The sequence below is a fragment of the Aerococcus tenax genome, assembly GCF_003286645.3.
Taxonomy (GTDB): Bacteria; Bacillota; Bacilli; order Lactobacillales; family Aerococcaceae; genus Aerococcus; species Aerococcus tenax.
This window is the reverse complement of the sequence record NZ_CP127382.2, coordinates 922,103-945,997: the sequence shown is the minus strand read 5'-3', so window position 1 is coordinate 945,997 and position 23,895 is coordinate 922,103. Positions and strand designations below refer to the sequence as shown.

20 protein-coding genes and 1 tRNA gene are annotated in these 23,895 nt (G+C 38.6%); 2 read left to right on the top strand and 19 right to left on the bottom strand.

Annotated features, from left to right (window positions below):
- Positions 1 to 52: 52 nt before the first annotated feature.
- From DBT50_RS04595 to fabG, 4 genes are all read right to left on the bottom strand, one after another.
- A complete protein-coding gene (locus DBT50_RS04595; protein ID WP_070560275.1) occupies positions 53 to 1,300 on the bottom strand; it encodes a thiolase family protein in 1,248 nt (415 codons plus the stop codon).
- 50 nt (positions 1,301 to 1,350) lie between these two features.
- Positions 1,351 to 2,928 carry an acyl CoA:acetate/3-ketoacid CoA transferase gene (locus DBT50_RS04590; protein WP_013669534.1) on the bottom strand — a complete coding sequence of 526 codons (1,578 nt, stop codon included), beginning with the start codon at positions 2,926 to 2,928 and terminating at the stop codon, positions 1,351 to 1,353.
- 36 nt (positions 2,929 to 2,964) lie between these two features.
- Positions 2,965 to 4,305: a GntP family permease gene (locus tag DBT50_RS04585; protein WP_070560277.1), complete on the bottom strand. Its 1,341-nt coding sequence runs from the start codon at positions 4,303 to 4,305 to the stop codon at positions 2,965 to 2,967.
- A 77-nt stretch (positions 4,306 to 4,382) separates the two neighbouring features.
- A complete protein-coding gene (gene fabG, locus DBT50_RS04580) occupies positions 4,383 to 5,120 on the bottom strand; it encodes a 3-oxoacyl-ACP reductase FabG (protein WP_013669418.1) in 738 nt (245 codons plus the stop codon).
- 220 nt (positions 5,121 to 5,340) lie between these two features.
- Here fabG and DBT50_RS04575 point away from each other — a divergent pair, with 220 nt between their 5' ends.
- Entirely contained in the window at positions 5,341 to 6,288 is a 948-nt protein-coding gene (locus DBT50_RS04575; RefSeq protein WP_064292385.1) for a LysR family transcriptional regulator, read from the top strand.
- Positions 6,289 to 6,360: 72 nt separating this feature from the next.
- On the opposite strand, the gene DBT50_RS04570 is transcribed toward DBT50_RS04575, so the two are convergent.
- Complete coding sequence (locus DBT50_RS04570; RefSeq protein WP_318602893.1) at positions 6,361 to 7,149, bottom strand: enoyl-CoA hydratase/isomerase family protein; 789 nt, start codon at positions 7,147 to 7,149, stop codon at positions 6,361 to 6,363.
- A gap of 349 nt (positions 7,150 to 7,498) precedes the next feature.
- On the opposite strand from DBT50_RS04570, the gene DBT50_RS04565 reads away from it, so the two are divergent.
- Positions 7,499 to 8,452 (top strand): pyridoxal-phosphate-dependent aminotransferase family protein, encoded by a 954-nt coding sequence (locus tag DBT50_RS04565; protein WP_318602892.1) that lies wholly within the window; start codon positions 7,499 to 7,501, stop codon positions 8,450 to 8,452.
- Positions 8,453 to 8,535: 83 nt separating this feature from the next.
- On the opposite strand, the gene DBT50_RS04560 is transcribed toward DBT50_RS04565, so the two are convergent.
- The 14 genes from DBT50_RS04560 to addA form a co-directional block, all read right to left on the bottom strand.
- A complete protein-coding gene (locus DBT50_RS04560) occupies positions 8,536 to 8,865 on the bottom strand; it encodes a branched-chain amino acid transporter permease (protein WP_111853187.1) in 330 nt (109 codons plus the stop codon).
- Positions 8,862 to 9,545 carry an AzlC family ABC transporter permease gene (locus tag DBT50_RS04555; RefSeq protein ID WP_111853186.1) on the bottom strand — a complete coding sequence of 228 codons (684 nt, stop codon included), beginning with the start codon at positions 9,543 to 9,545 and terminating at the stop codon, positions 8,862 to 8,864. The genes DBT50_RS04560 and DBT50_RS04555 overlap by 4 nt, the downstream gene beginning before the upstream one ends.
- Before the next feature lie 190 nt (positions 9,546 to 9,735).
- Positions 9,736 to 10,272 (bottom strand): hypoxanthine phosphoribosyltransferase, encoded by a 537-nt coding sequence (gene hpt / locus DBT50_RS04550; protein WP_070560285.1) that lies wholly within the window; start codon positions 10,270 to 10,272, stop codon positions 9,736 to 9,738.
- Positions 10,273 to 10,383: 111 nt separating this feature from the next.
- Positions 10,384 to 10,923, bottom strand: a complete 540-nt coding sequence (gene thiW / locus DBT50_RS04545; protein ID WP_070560286.1) for an energy coupling factor transporter S component ThiW — start codon at positions 10,921 to 10,923, stop codon at positions 10,384 to 10,386.
- 279 nt (positions 10,924 to 11,202) lie between these two features.
- Positions 11,203 to 12,252 carry a PTS transporter subunit IIC gene (locus DBT50_RS04540; RefSeq protein WP_111853185.1) on the bottom strand — a complete coding sequence of 350 codons (1,050 nt, stop codon included), beginning with the start codon at positions 12,250 to 12,252 and terminating at the stop codon, positions 11,203 to 11,205.
- Positions 12,253 to 12,921: 669 nt separating this feature from the next.
- On the bottom strand, positions 12,922 to 13,887 hold the full coding sequence (locus tag DBT50_RS04535) for an ABC transporter substrate-binding protein (RefSeq protein ID WP_111853184.1): 966 nt from the start codon (positions 13,885 to 13,887) through the stop codon (positions 12,922 to 12,924).
- A gap of 979 nt (positions 13,888 to 14,866) precedes the next feature.
- Positions 14,867 to 15,523 (bottom strand): lysophospholipid acyltransferase family protein, encoded by a 657-nt coding sequence (locus DBT50_RS04530; protein WP_111853183.1) that lies wholly within the window; start codon positions 15,521 to 15,523, stop codon positions 14,867 to 14,869.
- A gap of 98 nt (positions 15,524 to 15,621) precedes the next feature.
- On the bottom strand, positions 15,622 to 15,840 hold the full coding sequence (locus DBT50_RS04525) for a YneF family protein (RefSeq protein WP_013669734.1): 219 nt from the start codon (positions 15,838 to 15,840) through the stop codon (positions 15,622 to 15,624).
- Between the two features lie 93 nt (positions 15,841 to 15,933).
- A complete protein-coding gene (locus DBT50_RS04520; RefSeq protein ID WP_111853182.1) occupies positions 15,934 to 16,881 on the bottom strand; it encodes an RluA family pseudouridine synthase in 948 nt (315 codons plus the stop codon).
- Positions 16,882 to 16,885: 4 nt separating this feature from the next.
- Positions 16,886 to 17,335 carry a signal peptidase II gene (gene lspA, locus DBT50_RS04515; protein ID WP_111853181.1) on the bottom strand — a complete coding sequence of 150 codons (450 nt, stop codon included), beginning with the start codon at positions 17,333 to 17,335 and terminating at the stop codon, positions 16,886 to 16,888.
- A 22-nt stretch (positions 17,336 to 17,357) separates the two neighbouring features.
- Positions 17,358 to 17,948: a ribonuclease H1 domain-containing protein gene (locus DBT50_RS04510; protein WP_111853180.1), complete on the bottom strand. Its 591-nt coding sequence runs from the start codon at positions 17,946 to 17,948 to the stop codon at positions 17,358 to 17,360.
- Between the two features lie 96 nt (positions 17,949 to 18,044).
- The gene (gene ltrA, locus DBT50_RS04505) at positions 18,045 to 19,433 is read right to left on the bottom strand and encodes a group II intron reverse transcriptase/maturase (protein WP_224785078.1); all 1,389 of its coding nucleotides are present in this window, start codon (positions 19,431 to 19,433) and stop codon (positions 18,045 to 18,047) included.
- A 466-nt stretch (positions 19,434 to 19,899) separates the two neighbouring features.
- Positions 19,900 to 19,970, bottom strand: a tRNA-Gly gene (locus tag DBT50_RS04500).
- Positions 19,971 to 20,044: 74 nt separating this feature from the next.
- Positions 20,045 to 23,893 carry a helicase-exonuclease AddAB subunit AddA gene (addA, locus tag DBT50_RS04495; RefSeq protein ID WP_181566151.1) on the bottom strand — a complete coding sequence of 1,283 codons (3,849 nt, stop codon included), beginning with the start codon at positions 23,891 to 23,893 and terminating at the stop codon, positions 20,045 to 20,047.
- Positions 23,894 to 23,895 lie beyond the last annotated feature (2 nt).

Genomic DNA, 23,895 nt, shown 5'->3' with positions numbered 1-23,895 from the left:
AAACTCCTAGGAGGAGTCCCTAGGAGTTTATATTTTAAGCTAATGATTTAAATTAACCTTGGTAGTAGCCGTTTTCAAGTAAGAGAGCAATACCTTGTCCACCACCGATACATGCTGAAGCAATCGCGTAACGGTATTCTGGATGGTTCTTGAATTCATACAATAGAGATGTAATGATACGTGCACCAGACATGCCTAATGGGTGACCTAAAGCAACTGCACCACCATGTGGGTTGAAATGATTCTTGTAGAAGTCAGTATCTTCTTCAATACCAAGTTCAATCAAGCAACCAATAGTTTGAGCTGCAAAGGCTTCATTAATTTCTAAGATATCAATGTCTTCTTTAAGGTCCATTTCTTGACGCGCAAGAATGTCTTTAATCGCTTGAACCGGTCCTAAGCCCATGTACGCAGGGTCACAACCAGCAATTTGGTAGTCAACGACGCGAGCCATGATTTCTAAGCCACGTTCTTCAGCAACTGATTTGGTGGTCATAATTTCAAAAGCACCACCGTCATTTAATCCAGAAGCATTACCTGCAGTAACAATACCATCTTTTTCAAAGGCTGGGCGTAATTTAGCTAATGATTCCATCGATGTTCCTGGACGTGGATGGCCGTCTTTTTCTACGACGTTAACTTTTCCTTTACGTCCTTTAACTTCTACCGGAATGATTTCTTGAGCGAAACGTCCGTTTTCAATAGCTTCTGCAGCTTTACGTTGGGATTCTACTGCAAATTGGTCAGCGCGTTCACGAGTAATTCCGTATTTACGAGCAACATTTTCTGCAGTGTTCCCCATGTGGTTAACACCAGAATCTTTACCAGAAGCAGAGCTATGGCCAGCTAAGTTAGCATCAATTAAAGGTTTATTGCCTCCCTTTAACCCCTCATAACGAGCGGATTCTGGTAGATAGAAAGGCGCACGAGATAAAGATTCTACCCCACCAGCGGCAATAATACTTTTATTGGAGAATAGTAATTCTTGTGCGGCTGATACAGCGGATTGAATACCTGATCCACAGATACGGTTAATAGTCATACCTGTTGCAGTATTTTTTACTCCTGCATCAATTCCGATAATGTTACCTAAATTATTGGTTGTTTGTGATCCAGTGACATGACCAACAATAACTTCTTCAATATCTTCAACGGCAACACCAGCACGTTTAGCAGCTTCTGTAAGAGAAATCACCCCTAATTCATCAACTGGTACTGTCTTTAAGTCGCCTAGGTAAGCACCAACAGGAGTCCGTGCGGCACCAACAAAAACAACTTCTTCATTTTTAGCTTTTAACATTCACTAAATCCTCCTTTAATTTCAAGGCCTTTATTATACAACATATCTAATTATTTTTTAGATTTTGCATCAATAATTTCTTTAAGGCCGCCCCATTCTTCTTTAAAGATATCAGGATTCATTTCTTTCAAGTCTTCGGCAATTTCAGGTTCAAATTCCATTTGGTCGAGAACATCTTTTTGGAGGTCAATTCCTGGTGCAATTTCAATTAAACGAACTTTACCTTCATGTAAGTCAAAGACAGCACGTTCAGTGACGTATAAGATATTTTGGTCGTTTTCTTGAGCATATTTACCAGAGAAACTTACTTGTTCAACTTCTTTCAAGAATTTAGGTCCACGACCTTGTTCATCAATGACTAATTTACCGTCTTCGATGTGTGATTTACCACCAACAGTTAAGGTACCTACAAAGACAAGGTTCTTAGTGTTTTGAGAAATATTAATGAATCCACCTGGACCAGGAACTTTAGGACCAAATTTTGTAACGTTATTGTTACCATATTGGTCAATTTGCCCAATTCCTAATACAGAAAGGTCTAAACCGTTACCATCGTAGAAGTCAAATTGGTTAGCCATAGCAATGGAAGCATCAGCATTACGTGAAGCACCAAAGTCTAAGCCACCAGCAGCACTACCACCCCAGATACCCATCTCTAGAGTTGTCACATATTCGTCAGCAACGCCTTCTTCTTGGGCAACAGAAGCCACCATGTCAGGCGTACCGATACCTAAGTTAATCACAGAATCAGGTTGCAATTCCATAGCTGCACGACGACCAATGACCTTACGTGATGAAAGTGGTGCAGGTTTAACGCTGTCCACTGGAACATTGATTTTTCCAGCTAATTCTGGACTGTAGTAGGTTCCCATGGTTTGGTAGTGATATTCAGGGTCAGCTACCACAATATAGTCAATTAAACCGCCTGGTACCACAATACTCTTAGGATCTAGAGAGTTGTTTTCAACAATTTGTTTTACTTGAGCAATAACGGTACCACCTTTTTTCTTGGTAGCCATTGCTAATTCAAGTTGTTCAAGAATACAGGTCTCATCTTCAACGTTCATGTTCCCTTTTTCATCAGCAAATGATCCACGGATAAAGGCAACGTCAATATCAAAATCTGGATATTTCAACCATTCTTCGCCACCAAATTCCGCTAGTTCAATAAGTTCTTCAGTGGTTTTTTCAGTTGCTTTAGCCCCTTCTAAACGAGGATCAACATAAGTTTGTAAACCAACTTTAGTTAAGAAAGGTTTGTTCCCAGCAATAGCGCGATATAGTTGAGTAAATACACCCTGTGGTAATAAGTAGGCTTCAACTTCGTTATTAACCACCTTATCAACCATACCAGGTGAAGAACCAACGTGACCAGCAATGATACGTTTTACCAAACCATCTGCTAATAAGTGGTCAGCACCACGGCCAGGTTTGTTGTTACCAATACCACATGACCACATGAAAGTGATGTCTTTGGGATGTTGTTCTTCTTCGTAACGTTCTTTAACCCCTACTAGTAAGTCTTCAGGTAGGCCCCCTAAACCAAAAGTACAAGTAGCTAATAGATCGTTATCTTTAATTAAATCAGCTGCTTCACGTCTTGAAATAACTGGTTTCTTTTTACCCATTTATCTCTCTCCTTTTCTATAAATACATTTCTTTTCTTAATATAAAATTGTTGAAGCAATTAACATAGCGATTAAGGCAAGCAAGTGACCACCATTAACCATTATAAACTGATGCATGAAAGCATTTTTTAAACTTAAGCCAGTCAAGTTGTTAAAGGTGATTGTCACTCCCGAATGAGGAACCACTGTAATCACAGCTGATGCAACAACTGCAATACGGTGAATCAATTCAGGCGCAATTCCCATCTCTAAATACGTTGGTGCAAAGTTTTGCATGACGATCCCCAGAGCCCCAGAACTAGAACCTGTAATCCCGCCAAGTAAAGCAGTTGCTACAGATAGTCCAATTAAAGGGTTACCTGGAATAGACATAATCGCATCTTGAACCACACTGAAGCCAGGAGCACTGGTTAATACTGATCCAAAAGCTACTGAGCTTGAGGTAGCAAAGGCTGATGGGACAGCACTATTAGCTCCATCATTCAATAATGAAGTTTGTTTTGGTAAATATTTCCGATATAAGAAGGCACTTAATAAGATACCCACAGTTAAAGCAATCAAAATAATATTCGGCACATCACTGAAGATTAAAATAATCGCAACTAAAGTAACCAATGGTAAAATGGCTAATAAAATTGGAGGGATATTTTCTTCATCTGTTTCAGCGTCAAGGTCAGCTTCTTCTCCAACTGATTCCCCTTCACCTAAATAAGAATAGAAAGTTTCTCCCTTAGCTAGACTCCGATTTAATTGAAACTTTAAGTAGGTCAGTCCAAAAGCAACCACAGTAATAACACCAATCATACTCAACACAGGAGCTGCTGTTAAAGTAGTCCCTAAGTAAGTCGTTGGTACCGCGTTTTGAACTGAAGGTGTCCCTGGTAGCATAGACATGGTTACGGTTGCCATTCCCAAGAATAGTGGAATAGGTAATAAGGACCAATTCACATTTAACTTTTTAAAGATTGGTCGAGCTAATGGGACTAAGGCAAACATAACCACAAATAAACTAATCCCACCATAAGTTAATATTGCTGCAATACCAGCGAAAGCTACTAGCACAATAAAGGGATTATCTAAACCAACTTTGGCCAAAACCCAGTTAGCGATCGAAACTGTAGCATTACTTTTTTCCATATATTGAGCCAGAACTGCGCCTAATAGGAAAATCGCAAAGTTTTTAATTAAGAAACCTGCAAGACCGGTCATATAAGAAGGTGCATCACCAATTAATGACCCAAAGATGTCCATTTGGTTGGTTAGAATAACAATTAATGTGGCTAGAGGAGCAGCAATAACAATGTTTAATCCTCTAACTGATAAATAAATAATTGCGATAATCGCAAGAAATATACCGATTACGCCAAGAATTTCCATATATTTTCTCCTTGCTGTAAAAAACATGATTAAAGGAACGGTTAACCGTTCCTTTAATTTTTATGCAGCGAGCAACATTACATGTTCATACCACCGTTAACTTGTAGTAATTGACCAGTGATATAACCTGAATCTGGTGAAGCTAAGAATTTCATTGCATTGGCAATGTCTTTTGGATAACCAATACGTTTTACTGGAATACCATCAATCATATTTTGTTTGATTTCTTCTGGAATAGCATCGGTCATTGGGGTTTCAATGAAACCTGGTGCAACGGCATTAACGGTCACACCTTTAGCAGCACCTTCACGAGCGATTGTCTTAGTCATACCAATAATACCTGCTTTTGAAGCGGAATAGTTGGTTTGACCGAAGTTACCTTCGACCCCTGCTAAAGAAGACGCGTTAACAATACGTCCGTACCCTGCGGCAGTCATACGGATAAATGCTGCTTTAGAATAGTTAAATACACCTGTTAAGTTAGTTGCAATAACTTGATCCCATTGTTCTTTAGTCATTTTCTTCAATGAAGCATCACGGGTAATACCAGCATTGTTGATTAAGACGTCAACTTTTCCGTATTTTTCAACAACATCTGCAATAATTTCCTCAGCACGGTCGAAATCAGATACATCTGCTTGATAAGCAACTGCTTTACCATTATTTTCATTAATGGCTTCTGCTGTCTTTTGTGCAGTTTCTTCATTGAAATCAACAATGACTACTTGAGCACCATCTTGAGCGAATTCTTTAGCGATTTCAGCACCAATACCTTGGCCTGCGCCAGTAACTACAACAACTTGATCGTTAAACATTCGATCTTCCTCCTTTGAAATAGCTAATGTATTAATTTATAGTTATAACAAGCTAAGTAACTACAAACCATTTCTTTTACATGCTTATTATATCGGAAAAGAAATGAAAATAGAAATAATAGATGAAAGCGCTATCAATAACTATATTGTTATAGCTGGTAAATTATGCTATACTATACACACCGTTAAGCATGCACTGACTATTTGGAGGTTTCTAAAAATGTCTAACATAACACCCTTAGTACTCATGGAAACAATTGTCGCCGAAGGTAATATCACTGCTGCTGCTGAAAAACTCTATGTCTCCCAACCTTATTTAAGTAAAATGTTAAGTCGTTTAGAAGGTGAGTATGGATTAGAATTTTTCACTCGTTTACCGCGTTCGGTTCAAATCACTTATGCCGGTGAACGTTATTTAGACCATTTGCGCAGAAAGCATGAAATCGACCTCGATATGCTAAGTGAATTTGATATGATCTCAAAAAACAAAAAAGGGAAAATTAAACTAGGAATTAATCCGGCCCTAGGTAGTAGTATCTTGCCTTTAATTATTCCACCCTTTCTTGATAAAAATCCCGAAATTAAATTTGAATTTTATGAAGAGGATGCCGATACCATTGATTCTTTAATCGAAAATCACATGATTGATATCGCTTTTGAAATGGCTCCTATGGAAAACAATGCTTTTCAACACCACTATGTCTATAGCGACCAGATGTATTTGATTGTCCCTAAAAATAACCCACTCTACCAAGAGAAATATGGAAGCGAGATCACCCATTTCCCCTACGATATTGAAAAATTAGATAATCTCCCCCTCGTCTTACTTCCCCATAATTTTGGCTTAAGACGCTTAGTGGATTTATTTTATAATCGTAAAAGGCTAAAACAAAATGTCATTTTGGAAACTTCCACTGTCTATTCGGCAGTCGGTTTAACAAGAAAAGGAGTAGGGGCTACCTTTGTACCAGTTACAGGGATGTCTTGGCCAACTTTTAATGACTGTAACGTCTTTGTTTTTGATAGTGATATTTTTAAGTGTGACTATGTATTCTCTCATCGTCAAGATCGTTCTCTAGCACCAACCATCGTTGAATTTATTCGATCATCAACGGATATTCTTCGCGAACTCAGTCCAAAATTTACCTTCTCCACCAATAAAGACTAATAAAAAGCTCCCCGACTTATACAAAGTTTGGGGAGCTTTTCGCTTGTAAGCTACGCCTTAATTTCTAAATGACTAACGATTTTTGTAGTTAGGTTCCCGTTTTTCTTTGAAAGCTTTAATCCCTTCAGCAGCATCTTCAGTTTTGAAGTTATCAATAAAGACTTCGGTTTCAAAGGCTAAAGCTTCATCGATAGGTAGGTGAGCGCCATCATTAATGGCACGTTTAGCTGCTTGTAAACCTTGTGGGGAATTCTTAGCCATTTTTTCAGCAATCTTAGTTGCCTCTTCTTGCAGGCTGTCAGATGGAAAGACATTTTGAACTAAGCCAACTTCTTTAGCTTCTTCAGCCTTCAATGGTCTACCGGTATAAATTAATGATTTCGCATTAGCAACACCAATTAAACGTTGAAGTGTTTGGGTACCGCCCCCACCTGGGATAATACCGATGCCGATTTCTGGTAAGGCAATATTTAATTTTTCACCAGCAATCCGATAGTCAGCAAAGAGTGACATTTCACAACCGCCACCGCGAACAATGCCATCATAAACATAGATTACGGGTTTTTTAGCACAGTAGAAGCAGGAGTAGTTACGTTTAGACACTTTACAGTAATTTTCAATTCCGTTTTCTTCCTCTTGAGTTGCTAGCATTTCATCGAGATCCATCCCAGCAGAGAAGATTTTTCCTTCTTTTTGCATAACCATTGTGAAGTAAATAACACTTACTTCATCGTTGTTATCCATTTCATGAACAGCGTCTTCAATCAATTGTAAGTGTTCCATTTCCAAGATGTTTAACGGGTCATTTCTTAGAATAATTTTCCCCACTTTATTCTCAACTTTAGTCTCAACAACTGACATTTGAGTCACTCCTTCTAAAAATATTGTGTTTGTTTTCACAACTACATTATCTCACGCAGAAAGCCCTTTCACAAATTCCTTTTCTTTAGTATAGCGATAACTATTTCTTTATGTCAAATGTTTGCTATACTTGAGATAATGATTACTCACTAGAAAGGTATGATCGTATGTTAAACTTGTGTCCCGGACCCACTCATATCTCCCAAGCCGTTCTTAAAGCCTATGGTCAAGCAAAAACTAATCCTGATATTGACCACAAGTACACCCAATATCAACGTCAAGTTGAAAACCAGATATCACAGTTATTACATACCAAAGCTGTCTCTTTTTTATGGTGGGTGAAGCCCTATTGGCTCTGGAAGCTGCTGTCAATTCTATCATCCAACCAGGAGACCGGGTTTTGGTGATTAGTAACGGGGTTTATGGTCAAGGTTTTCAAGACTTTGTCAACTTTGTTCAGGCAGAGGTAGTGCTCTATGAAAGTGACTGGCGCCGTGGGATTAATTTGAATGACTTAAAAGCCTTTCTAGAAAACGACCACGATTTTCAGGTGGCAACTTTCGTCCATTGTGAAACCCCCACCGGCATCACTAATGATATTCATGGCATCGGTCAAATCTTAAATAGCTATAATATTCTTTCTATAGTCGATTCAGTTTCCGCAATTGGCGGAGAATATATTAACTTTGACCAAGCTAAAGTGGATGTCTTACTAGGTGGTAGTCAAAAATGCTTTTCCGCTCCTGTAGGCTTGGCTAGTGTCACCCTTTCCAAACGTGCCATAGAGCATATGGAAAATCGTCATTCCCCTATCCCTAGCTTTTACGCCAATTTCCAATCTTATCTCAGCTTTGACGATCCGCATTTCGACTTTCCTTATACAATGAATGAACAGGCCATTTATGCCATGGATGTAGCTATTCAACAAGTGATTGACAGTGATTTTGCCAACAAGCATCAAAAATGGGCTGAAGCTACCCGACAATTATTTAAAGAAGCCGGTTTTGAACTATATGCTAAAGACCATGCCTCAAATACATTAACCAGTGTTTTACTCCCTGAATCAGTTTCAAGCCTGGATGTGATGAAATTAGTAAGGGACGAAGGTATTTTAATTACTAAAGGTGATGATCCCCAAGGCGAAAGGCTGCTGCGAATTGCCCATATGGGAAGTAATATGGAAGTCAAATATTTCCAAAAAATGTACCATGCCCTAGACAAAGCCTTTCATCATTTAGGTATAAAATACCAAGGCGAGCTAGAAGAAAAGTTTATGTTAAGTGACATTGCTAAAAATTATTAAAAAAACGGAGATTCATAAAAAGTGAATCTCCATTTTTTATTACATTATGTTATTAACTCTTCCCTAGCTTAATTTTTAAAGAATTACGAGAAAACCACTTGAACTAAGAACATATAAGACAGGGTCCCGCCAGCAATACTCAATAAAGAGCGCTGAGTCTTAGCCTGAAGCAGGATTGTCACAAGGATAGCAATCAGTTCAGGCAGGGCATAAGGATAAGCCAAGGGGGTACTTGATTGTAGGGAATAAACCACTAAGAGGCTAATAGCAGCGGCAGGAAGGACTTTACCCAAATAAGTGACAAAGCGAGGAGGAACTTGGTTTTTCGAAAAAACCACAAAGACAATAAAACGGGTTAAGGCTGTTCCCAAAGCCAATAGAATAACCGTTAATAGCTGTTGGTTAAAGCTCATCTTTCTTCCTCCTCACGTATAAAAATAAAAAAGAATATAGCAATAATAATTAACATTGCAGGAATCAAGAAGCTGTTGGGGCCGAAAATAAATAAACAAATTAAGCCAGTAGCTAGGGCAAGGATTTGTGGCCTATGGTTAGCGCTTCCTTGCCATTGGTCGACAAAAATACTTACAAACAAGGCTGTTAAAATAAACTCAATTCCTCTTAAGCTAAAGCTGATAAAATTCCCTAAGAAAATCCCCAGAACTGTTCCAATAATCCAGTAAAGCTGGTCTAATAAACTGATCAAAAAGTAGACCCAAGACTTGTCAATATGATCGGGAACCTTAACCGAAGCTGTCAGTGAAAAGGTTTCATCAGACAAAGCAAAAATACTATAGTATTTTTTCCAACCTAGGGACTGATAACTTTCTAACATGGTAATGCCGTAAAACATGTGTCTTGCATTCACCATAACAGCTAGCATAAAAGCGGCAAAGGGATCATAGGCTCCCAATAAGACATTTATGCCGGCAAATTGAATCGAGCCCCCATAGACAAGTAGGCTCATTAAAATAGTTAACCAGGAGTGAATTCCTGAACTCGTTGCTAATAAACCAAAGGATAATGACAAGAATAAATACCCCATCATAATCGGGATCGTTTTGGGAAAGGCAAATTTTAGCGCTTCTTTCATCTACAAACCTCTTTTCTACGTTAAATGATTCTATCTTACAGGATAATATAGTTGTAAAGGAAAATAAATCACAGATAGCTCATCCAGTCATGATCTTTTCCAATCAGTCCTGATAGCCTTAGCTCACTTAGCTAATAATAAGAAAAACTGGGACAAATGCCCAGTTTCTCTTATAAGTAAGAATATGTGGTTAAGAATAGACTTCTTCTTTTAAAACAGCAATATTAGGATAGTTTCTCAATTGGCCCTTATAGTCTAGGCCATAACCGACAACAAACTTATCCGGAATTTCAAAGCCGATCCAGTCAGCCTGAAAGTCCTTTTTGCGTCGACTCGGTTTATCTAATAAAGAAACGGTTTTTATGGAAGCTGCCTGGCGGGATTTTAAGACCTTATACAGATAACTTAAAGTTCTCCCGGTATCTACAATATCTTCAACAAATAAGATATGACGCCCTTTTGCAGGGACCGATAAATCCTTTATTATCTTTACTTCGCCACTGGATTCAAAGGCATCACCGTAACTAGAAACATCCATAAAGTCAATTTCAAGAAGGATATCCATTTGTTTCATTAAATCAGCCATAAAGGGCATGCCCCCTTTTAAGACACAAACCAGTAAAGGATTCTTATCCTGATACTCTTCGGCAATGTCCTTAGCTAATTCTTCGATACGTTTTAATAATTCCGCTTGGGGAATAAGTATTTCTTCCATTAAATTATCCATTAAAAAGCTCCTAATTCTCTAATCTCTTATTCACTCTCGTGATCTTATAATAACAGATAATAGCTATAGGCGCAGAAAAAATTGAAAACTTTAGCTTTAACTATGACGAATTTAAGCCTTTTTCTTAGAAGAGTCATAAACATTGACTCCTAGGCGTTTTTGCATTTTATAAAGCAAACCGGTTTGCCGCAAGGTGGCTAAGAAAAAATAAGCTAAGACACCACCAATAATTGTTGCAATTAGAAAACTAGGAACATAAAACAGCCAAGTAATTCCTGTTTTTCCCAATAGAAGCGCCATTACTGGATAGGAAGCAATAGCTCCGATAATCCCGGTACCGATAATTTCACCAATTACACAAGCAAGGATAGAGCCATTAAAGAGACGATATAGTATTCCCGAAAGCACAGCACCAAAAACTTGGCCAGTGAGCGCTAACGGAGGCACCGAAAAAAGACTCATCCGGATAATTGCAGTCAGAATAGCATTTAATAAACTATACCAAGGACCCAATAAGACCGAACAAACCACATTAACAAAGTGGGCAGTAGGAGCAAAGCCCTCGACTCGAAAAATCGGTGAAATTACCACCCCAATGGCCACAAACATCGCTACCGTTACTAAAATCAATGGACTTGATTTTTTACTCATAAAATCCCTCCTAAAAGATAAAGGAGAGCACAAAAAAAGACTACCTACGCAAGCATTACCTTGATCAGGTTACAGGGTCGATATAAATCCTCTCAGCCGTGGCTCCCCTAATGAATAGTATTTTACCTACTCATCATATGTCACAAATAAAAATTAAACAAGCCTTTTCACCTATCTTTTGGAACACGTTTTGATTAGATAGTTCGCATTTTAAAAAGAGCCTGAGACTTTTGTCCCAGACTCTCTTTCTCAAATGTACTGACCTCTCACTATCCGTTCTTAGTGTTCTGGCGCATGGTAAACATAAATACTTTCATCATAAATCCCCATACGGGTAAAAGTCTGATGAGTAATAATAGAAATCGCCAAAGGCACTACCACATAGGTTAGGCAGAGGACCAGGATATTAACCACGACATTACCATCCATAAAATAATAAGCGTTGATCGGTCCAGACAAACCTGTGATACCAAAACCAGCTGATTCTGTAGTCCCCTGAATATTAAATAGATACCCAAACAGCCCTACTACCCCTGCATTAATCACAATGGGTAGGGTCATTTTTAGGTTTTGTAAGTAGTTGGCCATAAACAATTTTGGACCAGCAAATAATAATGAAAAAGTAATTCCATTACTATTAACCCGCGATGAGGCATAGAGAAAAGTAAATACAACCGCTACAATTCCTAAGTTAGCTGCCCCAGCCGCTAGACCACTAATGGATACCGCGTAAGCAATCGCCACACTAGACAAAGGCGTAACGATAATAATGGCAAAGGCAATAGCGATTAAAATAGCCATAATTAATGGTTGAATCTCTGTGAGGTGAGCAATCCCCTGGCCTAAAAGTAAAGTCAGTTGACTAACCAAGGGTAGGATTAAACGACCAATAAAACCTGGTAAAATTCCTCCCAGTAAAGGAAGAACCACAATGTTGAGACTTTGCCATCGATTGTTATAAAGTTTAATAAAAATAGCAGCAATAAAGACGGTGATAATGGTGTTAATTAAGTCTCCCGTTCCCTTAAGTGCCCAAGTCCCATCGACTAAGCGAGCTGCCCCACTCCCTAAAAAAGCAGCTCCTGCTAATGCTGCAGTTTCCATGCCCTTCATATTTAACTGCAATGCCGCAAATAGACCGACTAAAAAAGGTACGGCAAATTGAAAGGCTTGAATAGAGCCAGCAAAGTCAGCCAAAAAGCCTGGCGTACTAAGCCAAGACCGAGTTAATGCGCCTAATATGGCACTAGGAATCAAACCGATAACAATACCTGTTGATGCCCCATTTAAAACTTGATTAAAGATATCCTTAATTTTTAAATTCTGCATAAATTAACCTTCCTGCTTTAAAGTATTTTTAATATCTTATCATGAAAACATGATAAAATCTTGGGAATTTTACTAAGATGCCAATTAAATAAAAAGATTATTTACTTTTACATTATATATTAATACTAAAAAAGGCAGCACTTGGCTGCCCTAATTTACATGATCCAATGATTTTAGATATACGCCAATACTTCTTATATGACAAAGCAATATACATTGTTACCAGAATGATTTCTTTTATAAGAGTTTTTAAGATACATGGTCGTTTACGCAGGTCAGACGTTTTCACTTCACTTTGAATTTCTTCTTTGCTTCATTTGTTGAATGAAACTAGAATACTTTCAGCTAGGGGTCATAAGGAAAGACCAGAATTTTAAACGAGTTTGTTAAACCACTTGCTCTCTTAATTAACTGTTAATCGAAACTCTTTTTTAATGAAAATGACTTTAATTGGCTAATAATATAAGAGAGAAAGCACCCTAGTGAGAAGTTTTCTCTGCCAATACGGCGGCTTAACCTATGATTCTAAAAGTAACCTATCCCCATTTGCAGGATAGATTATATACTATTTGCAAAACTCTAGATATCATTAAGCCCATTTTTCTTGACTTCTTCTAAATACATCTTGTCTGGCTATTTATCTTTCATTTTTCTAAATAATTTTATTCACTATCCATTTAAACGAACCTTCAAATCCTCACTGTTCATTCCCAGGGCAGCAGCCATTTCATCATTTACCTTAATGACCATGTCCTTAGAAGATTCCACTGGAATGTCTGCTGGTTTTTTATTTCCTTTCAAAATATCTACAGCCATATTTCCAGTTTGTTGGCCTAATTTATAGTAGTCTACCCCATAGGCACATAGGGAACCTTCGATAGCGGCATCGAAAGCAGCAACTGATGGTGTCTTGGTTTCCATTAGGACTTTACCAATGGTTTGAATGGTATTAGCAATGGTATTATCGGTTGGTAGGTAAATTCCATCTACTTTTTCTGCTAAGATTTTAGTCGCTTGTTGAACTTCATTAGTTGATGTCACTGTCATACTTTCGACCTTTACGCCCTTTGATTCGATATATTCCTTGGCTTGTTCATATTGAACTTGCGCGTTCATTTCACTTGAGTTATACAAGATACCAATCGTTTTTATGCTTGGATCAGCTTTTAATAATAAGTTAACAACATCAGCAACCGGGGTCATGTTACTAGTGCCGGTCATATTTTTACCGGGTTTTTCCTTACTTTCAACTAATTTAGCACCGACCGGATCAGTCACTGCCGTAAATAATTGTGGGGTCTCCTTGTCAGTATTGAGCATGGCTTGTGCAGCTGGAGTAGCAATACTTAAAATCAGGTCCTTTTTACCCTTTAATTGTTGGGTAATGCTTTGCAAGTTTGACTGGTCACCCTGGGAGTTATGGAATTCAATCTCTAAATTCTTGCCTTCTTCATAACCGGCCTCTTTCAAAGTATCTTGAAAACCTTCCTTAGCTTTTTGTAGGGAGTCGTGTTCCATATATTGAATGATACCCACATCGACTTTATCTTTACTACCTTCCTTGCCTTGGTTTGAACAAGCGGCTAATGTACAGGTTAATAGACCTGCTGCTAGATAACGTAAATATTTTTTCATGATTTTCCTCCATTATTCGATATAAAACGGTTAACTTTCTATTTTTTCTGACTGTTAAACGGACCTTCCATACTATCACTCCCCCAAAAGGTATAAAAAAAGCCCACCTAGTATGGAAAAAACTAAATGGGCTGAATAATAGCATATATTAATAGTGGTGCCACCCAGATAGAATTTATCCATTCTATGAGGGCTAGACACGCTTAAGATCCTTAGCCATCATAGATACAAACTTAAGTTTGACGTTTGTATCTATGATGTTTCATAGTACAAACGCTATCTAAAATAGCTAAAGTAAAATCGTACATTTTGATAAGAAGAGCATGCGCTCTGGTTGATAAGATATTTAACTAACATAATTACATGCTCCTTTCTTAAGCTGTTAAAACAATAATAAATATTTTTAAAGATAAAGTCAACTTATAATTTAAAATATAAGATTTTATTTGCTAAAAGTAAGCTGTAATATGAGGTGCATAAAGATGAGTAAGTCAAATAAACAGTGATTCTCTATACTTAAGCGTATCAAAAATCGAGAAATGGTAAGCAACCGAGTAACATTACCACTGTCGCTTTGAAATCTGCTTTAAATTTCTGAGACTTAGGCCATTACAATTTTCCCTTTTTAAATTGTTTATAAAGGACCAAACCCATTGCTATTCCAATAGAGTGGTTTAATGCTATCATTTGGAGCTCTACAAAATAAAATATGAAAACTGACTGACTGGATTAATTTTTAACGCGTTTAAACAATAGTTTTTAGTGAATCAATTCTTTTCTTCAAATCATTTCTTACCTAGGTGATATAAATATGTTTAAAGATAATCTATATTAATAATCTTAATAAAAAAGCCATAACTTTTTGAGCTATGACTTTAACTATAAAAATTTTCATTAATACTATTTGACAAAGAAAAATTATTCTCTCGCTTTTAAATTTTACCTAGGCACAACGCTAACCTAGCCACAATAGGATTTTTTATTTACGATCTCGCTCTCGAATAGCTTTTTCAAGGTCATAATGATAATTAGGATCAATTTCCCGATCGATTTCTTGAAAAGCCTGCCCAATTTGCTGGTCGATTTCCTTGAGTTCTTCTTTTGATAATTTCTTACCAGCAGGCAAATAGATGGGTTTTCCCACTCTGAACTTTACCCGATTTTGTCTCTTTCTTGAAAAGAGTCCAGAAATATGAATCGGTCCTTGGTAGGCAACAGGTAAAATATTAACTTTGCCCATTTTTGCTAATACAGCTGCCCCATCCTTAATTTCTGTCGAATAACGGGATCCAGTAGGAAAAAGTCCAACGTTATCTTCACCTTTTTTGAGTTCTGTTACTGCCGATTTTAAGGAAGCCATGCTAGGATTTTCTCGATCGACTGGCATAACGCCCAAGTGGTCTAAGCACCAATTCACCAAGGCAGATGAAAATAGCTCCTGTTTGGCTAAGAAATGAACCGGTTTAGGTAAGGTATGGATGCCGATAATGACCGGATCAAGTATACTACGGTGGGGAGCAACAATTAAATATTGTTGGTCAGGATCATAGTCCTCATGATAGGAAAGTTCTGGTTTTCCATTGACAATTCGAATTAAGCCTTTAACCAAGTAAGCCATAAAGTTATAAAACCACATTTTTGTCACCTCGCTAGGATTTTCAAGCATCAGCTAAGCTAGCCTTTTAAAAAAGCATAAAACAAATAGAGGCTGGAATTCCTCCAACCTCCTAAAGTTTATTTTTTCGTTTTTTTCATAGAATTAATAATTTGTTGGACACGTTTTTCGGATGGTTTTTGCCCCATTTGTGCCATCATAGTCCGAATCATATCAGCTGAAATTGGTGGGTTATCTTGGAAATAGTTCATCATATAACGACGAGCAATAAAGAAACCTAAGATCATACCGATAATCAAAGTAATAATGATAATAATAATCCAAGCGAAATTTGACATGAATGATTTCCCCCCTCTATATAAACATCTTTTTAATTGTACTAAAAATTATCTGACTTGCCAAGTTTAAGAAAATGATAAGCTCCGAGGCTTTTACTCCTCCAAGTGTAAATCATAGTTGGGTAAGACCTTATCTAATATGGTCATAAAGTTCTTAGGCGGCTTAACCTGAAAGCGAAGTTTTTCTTTAGTGATCGGATGATTGAATGATAGTTCATAGGCATGGAGACATTGTCCCTGCTGACTAAAAAATCGCTGCTGATAGGCTTTGGCGTAGAGTGGGTCATCGACAACAGGATGCTCTAGGTAAGCTAGGTGGGCCCTGATCTGGTGGGTACGACCAGTTTCCAAGCTTAAGCGCAGCAAGGCATAATTTTCCACTTGAGCGATTTGCTTGAAATAGGTCACTGCTTCTTTACCTAATGGATCGCCCACATAGCGCATCCGGTCTTTAGGATGACGGCGCAAGGGGATATCAATCGTCCCCTGCTTATCCGGTAAATGACCATAAATAAGAGCCAGGTATTTTCTATCCACTTGATGATTAGCCAAGTCTTCCAGCAAAGCTTGATAAGCTTGGTCTGATTTTGCGACTACCATTAGACCACTGGTATCTTTATCCAGCCGATGAACAATTCCTGGCCGATAATAATCGCCTAAGTCACTCAATGTAAAATGATTTTTTTGGGCATAGTCTAATAAGGCGTTGACCAAGGTTCCGCTTAAGTGACCCTTGGAGGGATGAACGACCATTCCTTTGGCTTTGTTAACCACTAACAAATCTTCATCTTCATAAACGATGTCTAGATCGATTGACTCTCCCACTATAGGAAGTTTCTCTTCTTCCTCAACCGCTAAGGAGATCTTATCCATAGGGTTTAAACGGTAACTGGGCTTAACTATTTGCTTATTCACTTTCACTTGACCCGTTTTAATCCATTGGGCGATCTCACTACGACTATAACTATCTAAACGCTGACTCAAATAACGATCCAAACGCAGACTCTGATCATCATGATATTCATAGCTTTTCTCAAGCATGAAATCACTCCTCTTTTGATTCAAAGAATAATAAGTAAATGATAAAGAAAATTACTCCCAAACTTAAACAAGTATCTGCAAAATTAAAAACGGGAAAATCTATAAACTCTAGTTTAAACATATCCACGACATAGCCCAAGCGAACACGGTCAATAAAATTTCCTACAGCCCCTGCAAGCAATAAGGATAAACTAGCCACATATAAGGGATGGCGGACATTGTCATGGTGGTAATAATAAATGATTAGGCCACTAACGAGTAAAGTAATGGGAATAAATAGCCACATATGACCAGCAAGCATTCCCCAGGCTGCCCCACGATTTTGTAAATAATGTAAGGATAAAAGATTAGGAATAAAAGGGATCGTTTCATTTAAGGCGATATGATTCACCGTCCACGCTTTTATCATTTGATCAATAATCACTAAGATAATGCTTAAGAGATAAAAAAACATGATAGAACTCCTTTAACCTATTTTAGTTAAGTGCACCCTTCTTAGCAAGCTGATCAGCAATATCGTTATAATGATCGTTTGAGTGGGCCTTGACCTTAACAAAATGAATCTTAATTTCTTTTTCTTTATCTAACATGAATTGGCGATATGCCTGAGTAAAGTCATTTTTGGCTTGCCAATCACCATTGACCCATTTTTCAATTCCTTGATAATCAAAATGAATAAGGACTGCTTTAGCTTCTAATTTAATTGCCGCCTTTACAGCCCGCATACTGGCCATCATTTCCCCAGCGACATTGCGCATTTTGACTAATTCAGGATCATCTCCGCCACCAAAAAAGGTATATTCTTCGCCTTGATAAATGAGAATGCCACCAAAACCATAACGATTATTGGCAGTCATGAAACTGCCATCAACATAAGCTAGAACTTGGTCATTGGAATCGACCTTGACAGATTGACTACCTTGATCACTTAAAAAGTTTTCCGCCTCTGCTTGACTACTAAAGGATTTATAGACGGCATTGGGGTACTTATCGATGGCTTTTTTACAAGATGGCCAATCAGTGAAAATTCCAGTTTTCCGCCCTTTTTTTACCGCATAGTATTTCACATTATCTCTCCTTTTAAATAATCGAGTAGGACTCTGTCCGTTAGTCGGACAGAGGACCTCTCACACCACCGTACGTACGGTTCCGTATACGGCGGTTCAATATCTTAAATAGGCAGACTCCGCCAGGAGGGTTAATGATTTTAATCCCCACTGACGGAGTCTTTTTGTTGTCAGAGCGTAGTGCACCTCCGGTGTCTTGGATAGACGCCAATACTTCTTGCGTGAGAAAGCAATACGCTTCGCGCTTTCACTATCCAATCCCAACCGCATGAGGCGTATAATCTTCGTTCGACAGTTTTTCCATCGCTTCAAAATGAGTTGCCTTAGGCGATGGTTTAACCATTGTTCTATCTCTTCAATATAGGTTTTAATATAGCCTACTCCAAAATAGTTGATCCAACCTTGTGTGACTTGGTTGATCTCTTTTACAATGGTTTTAAAGGTACCTGGTCGCTTTCGACTTGTCAGACGTTTTAACTTTGCTTTGAATTTCTTCTTCGCTTCATTCGTCGGACGAAAACGACAACCCTTTCGGGTAGGCTTGATAAGGCAACCCAAGAATTTTAAACGGGTTGGCGAACCCACTTGACTTTTCTCATGGTTAACGGTTAATCGAAGATCTTTTTCAATGTAAGTAGTAATACTTTTTAGCACACGTTCTCCTGCTCGCTTAGATTTGACGAAAATCGCAAAGTCATCTGCGTAACGTACAAAACGATGTCCACGACGTTCTAATTCTCTATCCAATTCATTTAAATAAACATTACATAGAAGCGGTGAAATAACACCCCCTTGAGGGGTACCCGTATGACTGTCAATAAATTGACCAGACATATCAATAACACCTGCACTCATAAAACGTCTAAGAATACGTGATATCGCTGGATCTTTTACCATTTGTTCCAAGTAATGAATCATTTTATCTTGATTAAAATTATCGAAACAATTCTTTAGATCGCAATCAACCACAACTTTATAGCCTGTTTCGTAATAGTCGACACATTGTTTCAGTGCACTATGTGCACTCTTGCCTTTACGAAAGCCATGACTATAAGGTGATAGTTGAGGATCTATGATTGGTTCAATCACTTGTCGAATGGCTTGTTGAACAATGCGATCCCTGACCACAGGAATACCTAATCGACGAACTCCTCCATTGGCTTTGGGAATTTCTACCCGCTTGACCGGTTGAGGTTTATATGTTGCATTCATCAATTTCTGTTGTAAGGGTCTAAGATACTTTCTTACTTCAGCTTCCGCAGCTTCTGCGGAAACACCATCAATACCAGCTGCTCCTTTGTTCTTACGAACTAATTGAGCTGCTCGCATGAGGTTTTCTTCTCTGACAACGAGACTCATTAGAGACCCATCATGTCTTTTCATATATTCAATAGCTCTACCACTAAGCACATCTACATACTTTTCAGGTTCCACCTTATTCCTCTGTAGGCTGCGTTGCTTCCGCAACTTTTCTGCTTTTCCCATAATTGAGCTACCTCCCATCTAAATAAACATGGATATTGTTCAGTCCTTCGTTTCCTCTGGAAACTACTATGACTTCGGCTGACTTCTCACAGTAAACCTTTTTCGACCGGCTTCTTATAAGGGGACTCCTGCGCCGTCTGTGAGATCTCCCTGGGTAAGAACGACAACTTTCTACTCATGTCACTGCTTCATCTACTGTCTCAGATTCGTGCAGTATTGGACTTCACTTTGTCTGGCAAGCTCATCCATCTTTTGACAGCCTTTCTTTATGAAGTTTCTGTACGTCAGTGCAAGTATTTGCCTCCAACTTCCTTCAGATTCCACCTCACGGTGGACACCCTTGTCATTGGCTAACAGTTCCTACTGCAAAGGCCTGTAGTGGACTTTCACCACCGAGTTGTCGCCCATGCCAGGCGCACCAAATAAAAAGTGAGACAAGCTAGTCTCACTTTAATAGTCAATATAAAGCGGGTGACGAGAATCGAACTCGCGACGACAGCTTGGGAAGCTGCAGTTTTACCACTAAACTACACCCGCAGAACAAACATGCTCTTTTCAACAAAAGTTATTATAGCATGTTTATCCCCTCTAAAGCAAGATTTATTTAATTTTTATTCCACCGGGAAAGTCTCTAAAGAATCAAGGGCTATTAAGACCGCATAATCTACCGGTCGTTCTAAAATTGAAGTTAAAGCTTTTTTATAAAGTGACATTTGGACCCGATAGCGTTTCAACAGGACTTGCCTTTGCTCTTTAACGGGTAAATAGCCAATATGGTCGGTTTTATAGTCAAACAGCCATACCTGGTCATTTTCATCGATGAGGAATCCATCAATAATTCCGTGAATGAGAACCTTATCATTGAGGGCTAGCCCAGTAGAAGACTTTAGTTGGCGATAAGGCAGTAAATAGGAAAAAGGCTGTTCCCGGTAAACTTGGCTCTTAGGGTGAATAATTCTTTTACCCATAGTCGTTTCAAAGAAAGCTAATAGCTGCTGTAGATCCGCTTCACTTAAACTGCTTTCTTCGAGTAGACCCTTATCAACTAAGTCCTTATAGCTTGCAGCTAGTGAATCGAAACTTGGCATAGCCTTTAAGTCAATCGCTTGTAGGAGTAAATGAATGGCTGAGCCATGCTCACTGGGACTATGCGTGGTTTGACTCTGAATAAATTCTGGGGCGGGATAGTGACTCGGAGTAAATCGCAGACCTTGCACTGCCTCACTCTGACTATTTGAATAGCGCCACTGCATTTGACGGCCATCTTCTGGTTCCTCAAACAGCCGCTTTAATTCCGACACTGACTGATAACTACTCGTCTGACTAGCTGCCTGATAGGGATAGTCATAATCCAAGGGCGATGATATGATTTCTGTTTGAAGATTCTCCGTCTTAACGCTTGCCTTTTCAGGCGCAAGTTGAATATTTTGAAAGGCTGTGTGGTTTAAGAGTTCTTCCTCATTGATCACCTGGATATGAAAATCCGTAGTCACGCTTTGATAGCTGGATTGAGGCGCCTGGTCATAATGACTTTTATTTCTAAAATCCGGATGGCGGGCAATTGCAGTTCCGATCCATTTTTGGATATTATCGCTTTGATTAGAAATAGCGCGTAGACTCTCATCGATAACCTGATTTTTTTGACTCAAGTCGGCCCATTTAATCCATTGATCAAAAGTTTTATCTCGGTCTTCTGTCGCGCCTACTAGATAAAGTTTTTGCTCAGCCCGGGTTAGGGCCACATATAACTTACGTTGTTCCTCTGCACTAAGTTCAAGACGCTCGTAGTGTTCAGCCAATAAACGAATCGGGTTGCTATAGCTGATGCCATTAAAACGGTCTCTGACTTTAACCCCAATACCTATTTGGTCATTAAGCAAAAGTTCATTCTTTAAATCGTCGACATTAAAACCTTTAGCCATATTAAAGTAAAAAACAACCGGAAATTCTAGTCCCTTGCTAGCATGGACGGTCATTAATTGGACTGCATTTTGATTGAGATCGATGGTTTGGGGACTTTCTAAGTCTTTCTCACGTTCTTGCATTTTTTCAATAAAACGGATAAATTGAAAAAGACCCCTAAATTGGTTTTCCTCAAAATCATAGGCCCTTTTATATAAGCCGTGTAAGTTGCTTTCACGTTGTAAACCATTATTCATCCCACTCACATAGTCTAAATAGCCTGTATCTTGGTAGATTTGCCAAATTAATTGGGCGATCGAGTGCTCTTTGGTGAAAGTGCGCCAGGACCGGAGCCAATCGAGCAGTTGTTGGAGTTTATCGAGCAGGTCATTATCCTTTTCATTTTGGTGAGATTCAATATAAGATTGGACCGCATCAAAATAACCCCCCTCCCGCTCAGCCATGCGTATCTGAGCCATTTCTGGTTCAGTCAAGCCGATAATTGGTGACCGTAATACTGCTGCCAAAGGAATATCTTGATAAGGGTTATCAATTAACTTCAACAGCTCCACCATAGTCATAATTTCAGTTCGTTGAAAATAATTTTGCTTTTTATCTTGCATAATCGGGATATCGTATTGACTGAAAATATTTTCTAAATCTTGATAAAAAGTACGATTACTCCCCAAAATAACAATATCACTATAGCGTAGCAGGCGCATCTTATCTTCACTACTTGCATCCTTATCATAAACCTTAAAGCCCTTTTGCAGGAGTGAAGTTATTTTTTGGGCAATCACTTCTGCTTGGAGTTCGGTTCGAGACAGTTCTTGATTGCTATCTAAGCTTTGACGGTAATCCTCATTTTCTTCCACTAAAAAGACTTCCGTTTCATAGCCTTCTAGGTCTGGGTACCAAGTGGCTCCTACACTTAACTGTCCTTCAGAAAGATAGTCGACTCCACCGATTTTTTCGTCCATTAATTGAGAAAAGACAAAGTTGACAAAGCTTAATATCTCAGGGCGACTACGGAAATTTTCCGCTAGATTGATTCGATAAGAAGGCTTCTCAAATGGCGGCGTTTGCTCGTCAAAGTTAGCATAGCGCTGGTACTTGTCCATAAATAATTTAGGGTCGGCATAGCGGAAGCGATAGATACTTTGCTTCACATCCCCTACCATGAAGCGATTATGGGACCGACCTTCTTGACTAACCGCTTGAATGATCGCCTCTTGCAGGCCGTTGACGTCTTGATACTCATCGACCATGACTTCTTTAAAGCGGGACTGATAATAAAGCAGGGCTTCATTCTTGTCAGGATCAGTCGGACTTAGAATTTGATAGGTATATAATTCAATGGCTTGAAAATCCAGCTGCTTTTCTTCAAGCATTTTTGCTTGCATGCGGTCAATGAATAACTGACAAAGATGAACAATGGCTGTAGCTAAGTCATAGCTCTCTTCAAGCATTTTATTTGTGGTCTCTTCATCAAAGGCTAAAAATTTATAGAGGTCAGTCTGGTTGATTTTAGCATTTAATTGCAAGTCTTTTAGCAGTTGACTATAAGCAGATCTTAGGGCCTTTTTTTGATCCATAGCTGGAGACTTGGCCTTAACCTTGTAGTTAATGAAGGCGAATTTGGGGCGGTCATTAAAATACTCATAGGCTGCTTGATAGTCCTTGTTTTCTAGCAGGTCTTTTAAATGGATAAAAAACTGCTTTTGCTCTTGGATGCCGGCAATTAATTTCTGAATGCCTTCGCCTTTTTCATCTCCTGCTAGACCTTGACTGGGAATGCTTTCTTCATAGTCAGTAAAGGCTTTGATATAGCGATTTTCCAGTAGCTGGGATAAATAAGGGACCAGCTCCTGACGGTAAAAATTGCTTTGAGAGTATGTTTTGTCAGCTTGATAATACTTTAAAGCTTCTTGGAGCCAGCCCTTGGGGTTGGCGTGAGACCGTGCCTTATTATACAAAGCAAAAATTAACTGGCTAAGCTTATCATCACTAGCTTGACGGCCATCTGAATAATTATTGCTGAGGATCACAAATTCATCATGATAATCGCCATAAATATCACTTTCACGGTCTAAAAGGTCTTCTTTTAACTTTTTCCAAACTTTTTCATAAAAGAGTAACCATTCCGTCTCATCGGTCACTAGGCGAAATTTGGGGTCCAGATCAATTAAATAATAGTAGCGATTGATCACTTGCCGACAAAAGGCATCAATGGTCGAGATATTCGCTTGGGGCAAGGCCTGAACTTCCCTTTGGAGGTGAAATCTTTTTTGACTATCCAGCTCCCGATTAATTTCATCTTTTAAGCTTTTCTCAATACGTTCTTTCATTTCCTTAGCTGCTAATTCTGTAAAAGTAACCACTAAGAGTTCTGATAGCTTACGCCCATTTTTCACTTGATTTATAATTCTCTCAACCAATACCCGGGTTTTTCCTGAGCCAGCTGAGGCCGAAAGTAATAAATTATGCTGGTTTAAATGAATAGCAGACCATTGTTGGTCCGTATAAGTTGCATTTTGCGGTTTAATTGGTATTTCCACCC

Coding starts and splice junctions, on each gene's coding strand:
- DBT50_RS04535 (WP_111853184.1), bottom strand. CDS start 13,887: ATGAAAAAATATTTACGTTATCTAGCAGCAGGTCTATTAACCTGTACA.
- DBT50_RS04540 (WP_111853185.1), bottom strand. CDS start 12,252: ATGCAGAATTTAAAAATTAAGGATATCTTTAATCAAGTTTTAAATGGG.
- DBT50_RS04530 (WP_111853183.1), bottom strand. CDS start 15,523: ATGTGGTTTTATAACTTTATGGCTTACTTGGTTAAAGGCTTAATTCGA.
- DBT50_RS04555 (WP_111853186.1), bottom strand. CDS start 9,545: ATGAAAGAAGCGCTAAAATTTGCCTTTCCCAAAACGATCCCGATTATG.
- DBT50_RS04590 (WP_013669534.1), bottom strand. CDS start 2,928: ATGGGTAAAAAGAAACCAGTTATTTCAAGACGTGAAGCAGCTGATTTA.
- DBT50_RS04575 (WP_064292385.1), top strand. CDS start 5,341: ATGTCTAACATAACACCCTTAGTACTCATGGAAACAATTGTCGCCGAA.
- lspA (WP_111853181.1), bottom strand. CDS start 17,335: ATGTTTTTTTATCTCTTAAGCATTATCTTAGTGATTATTGATCAAATG.
- thiW (WP_070560286.1), bottom strand. CDS start 10,923: ATGAGTAAAAAATCAAGTCCATTGATTTTAGTAACGGTAGCGATGTTT.
- hpt (WP_070560285.1), bottom strand. CDS start 10,272: ATGGATAATTTAATGGAAGAAATACTTATTCCCCAAGCGGAATTATTA.
- DBT50_RS04585 (WP_070560277.1), bottom strand. CDS start 4,305: ATGGAAATTCTTGGCGTAATCGGTATATTTCTTGCGATTATCGCAATT.
- DBT50_RS04570 (WP_318602893.1), bottom strand. CDS start 7,149: ATGTCAGTTGTTGAGACTAAAGTTGAGAATAAAGTGGGGAAAATTATT.
- DBT50_RS04595 (WP_070560275.1), bottom strand. CDS start 1,300: ATGTTAAAAGCTAAAAATGAAGAAGTTGTTTTTGTTGGTGCCGCACGG.
- fabG (WP_013669418.1), bottom strand. CDS start 5,120: ATGTTTAACGATCAAGTTGTTGTAGTTACTGGCGCAGGCCAAGGTATT.
- DBT50_RS04560 (WP_111853187.1), bottom strand. CDS start 8,865: ATGAGCTTTAACCAACAGCTATTAACGGTTATTCTATTGGCTTTGGGA.
- DBT50_RS04525 (WP_013669734.1), bottom strand. CDS start 15,840: ATGTCAAATTTCGCTTGGATTATTATTATCATTATTACTTTGATTATC.
- DBT50_RS04520 (WP_111853182.1), bottom strand. CDS start 16,881: ATGCTTGAGAAAAGCTATGAATATCATGATGATCAGAGTCTGCGTTTG.
- ltrA (WP_224785078.1), bottom strand. CDS start 19,433: ATGGGAAAAGCAGAAAAGTTGCGGAAGCAACGCAGCCTACAGAGGAAT.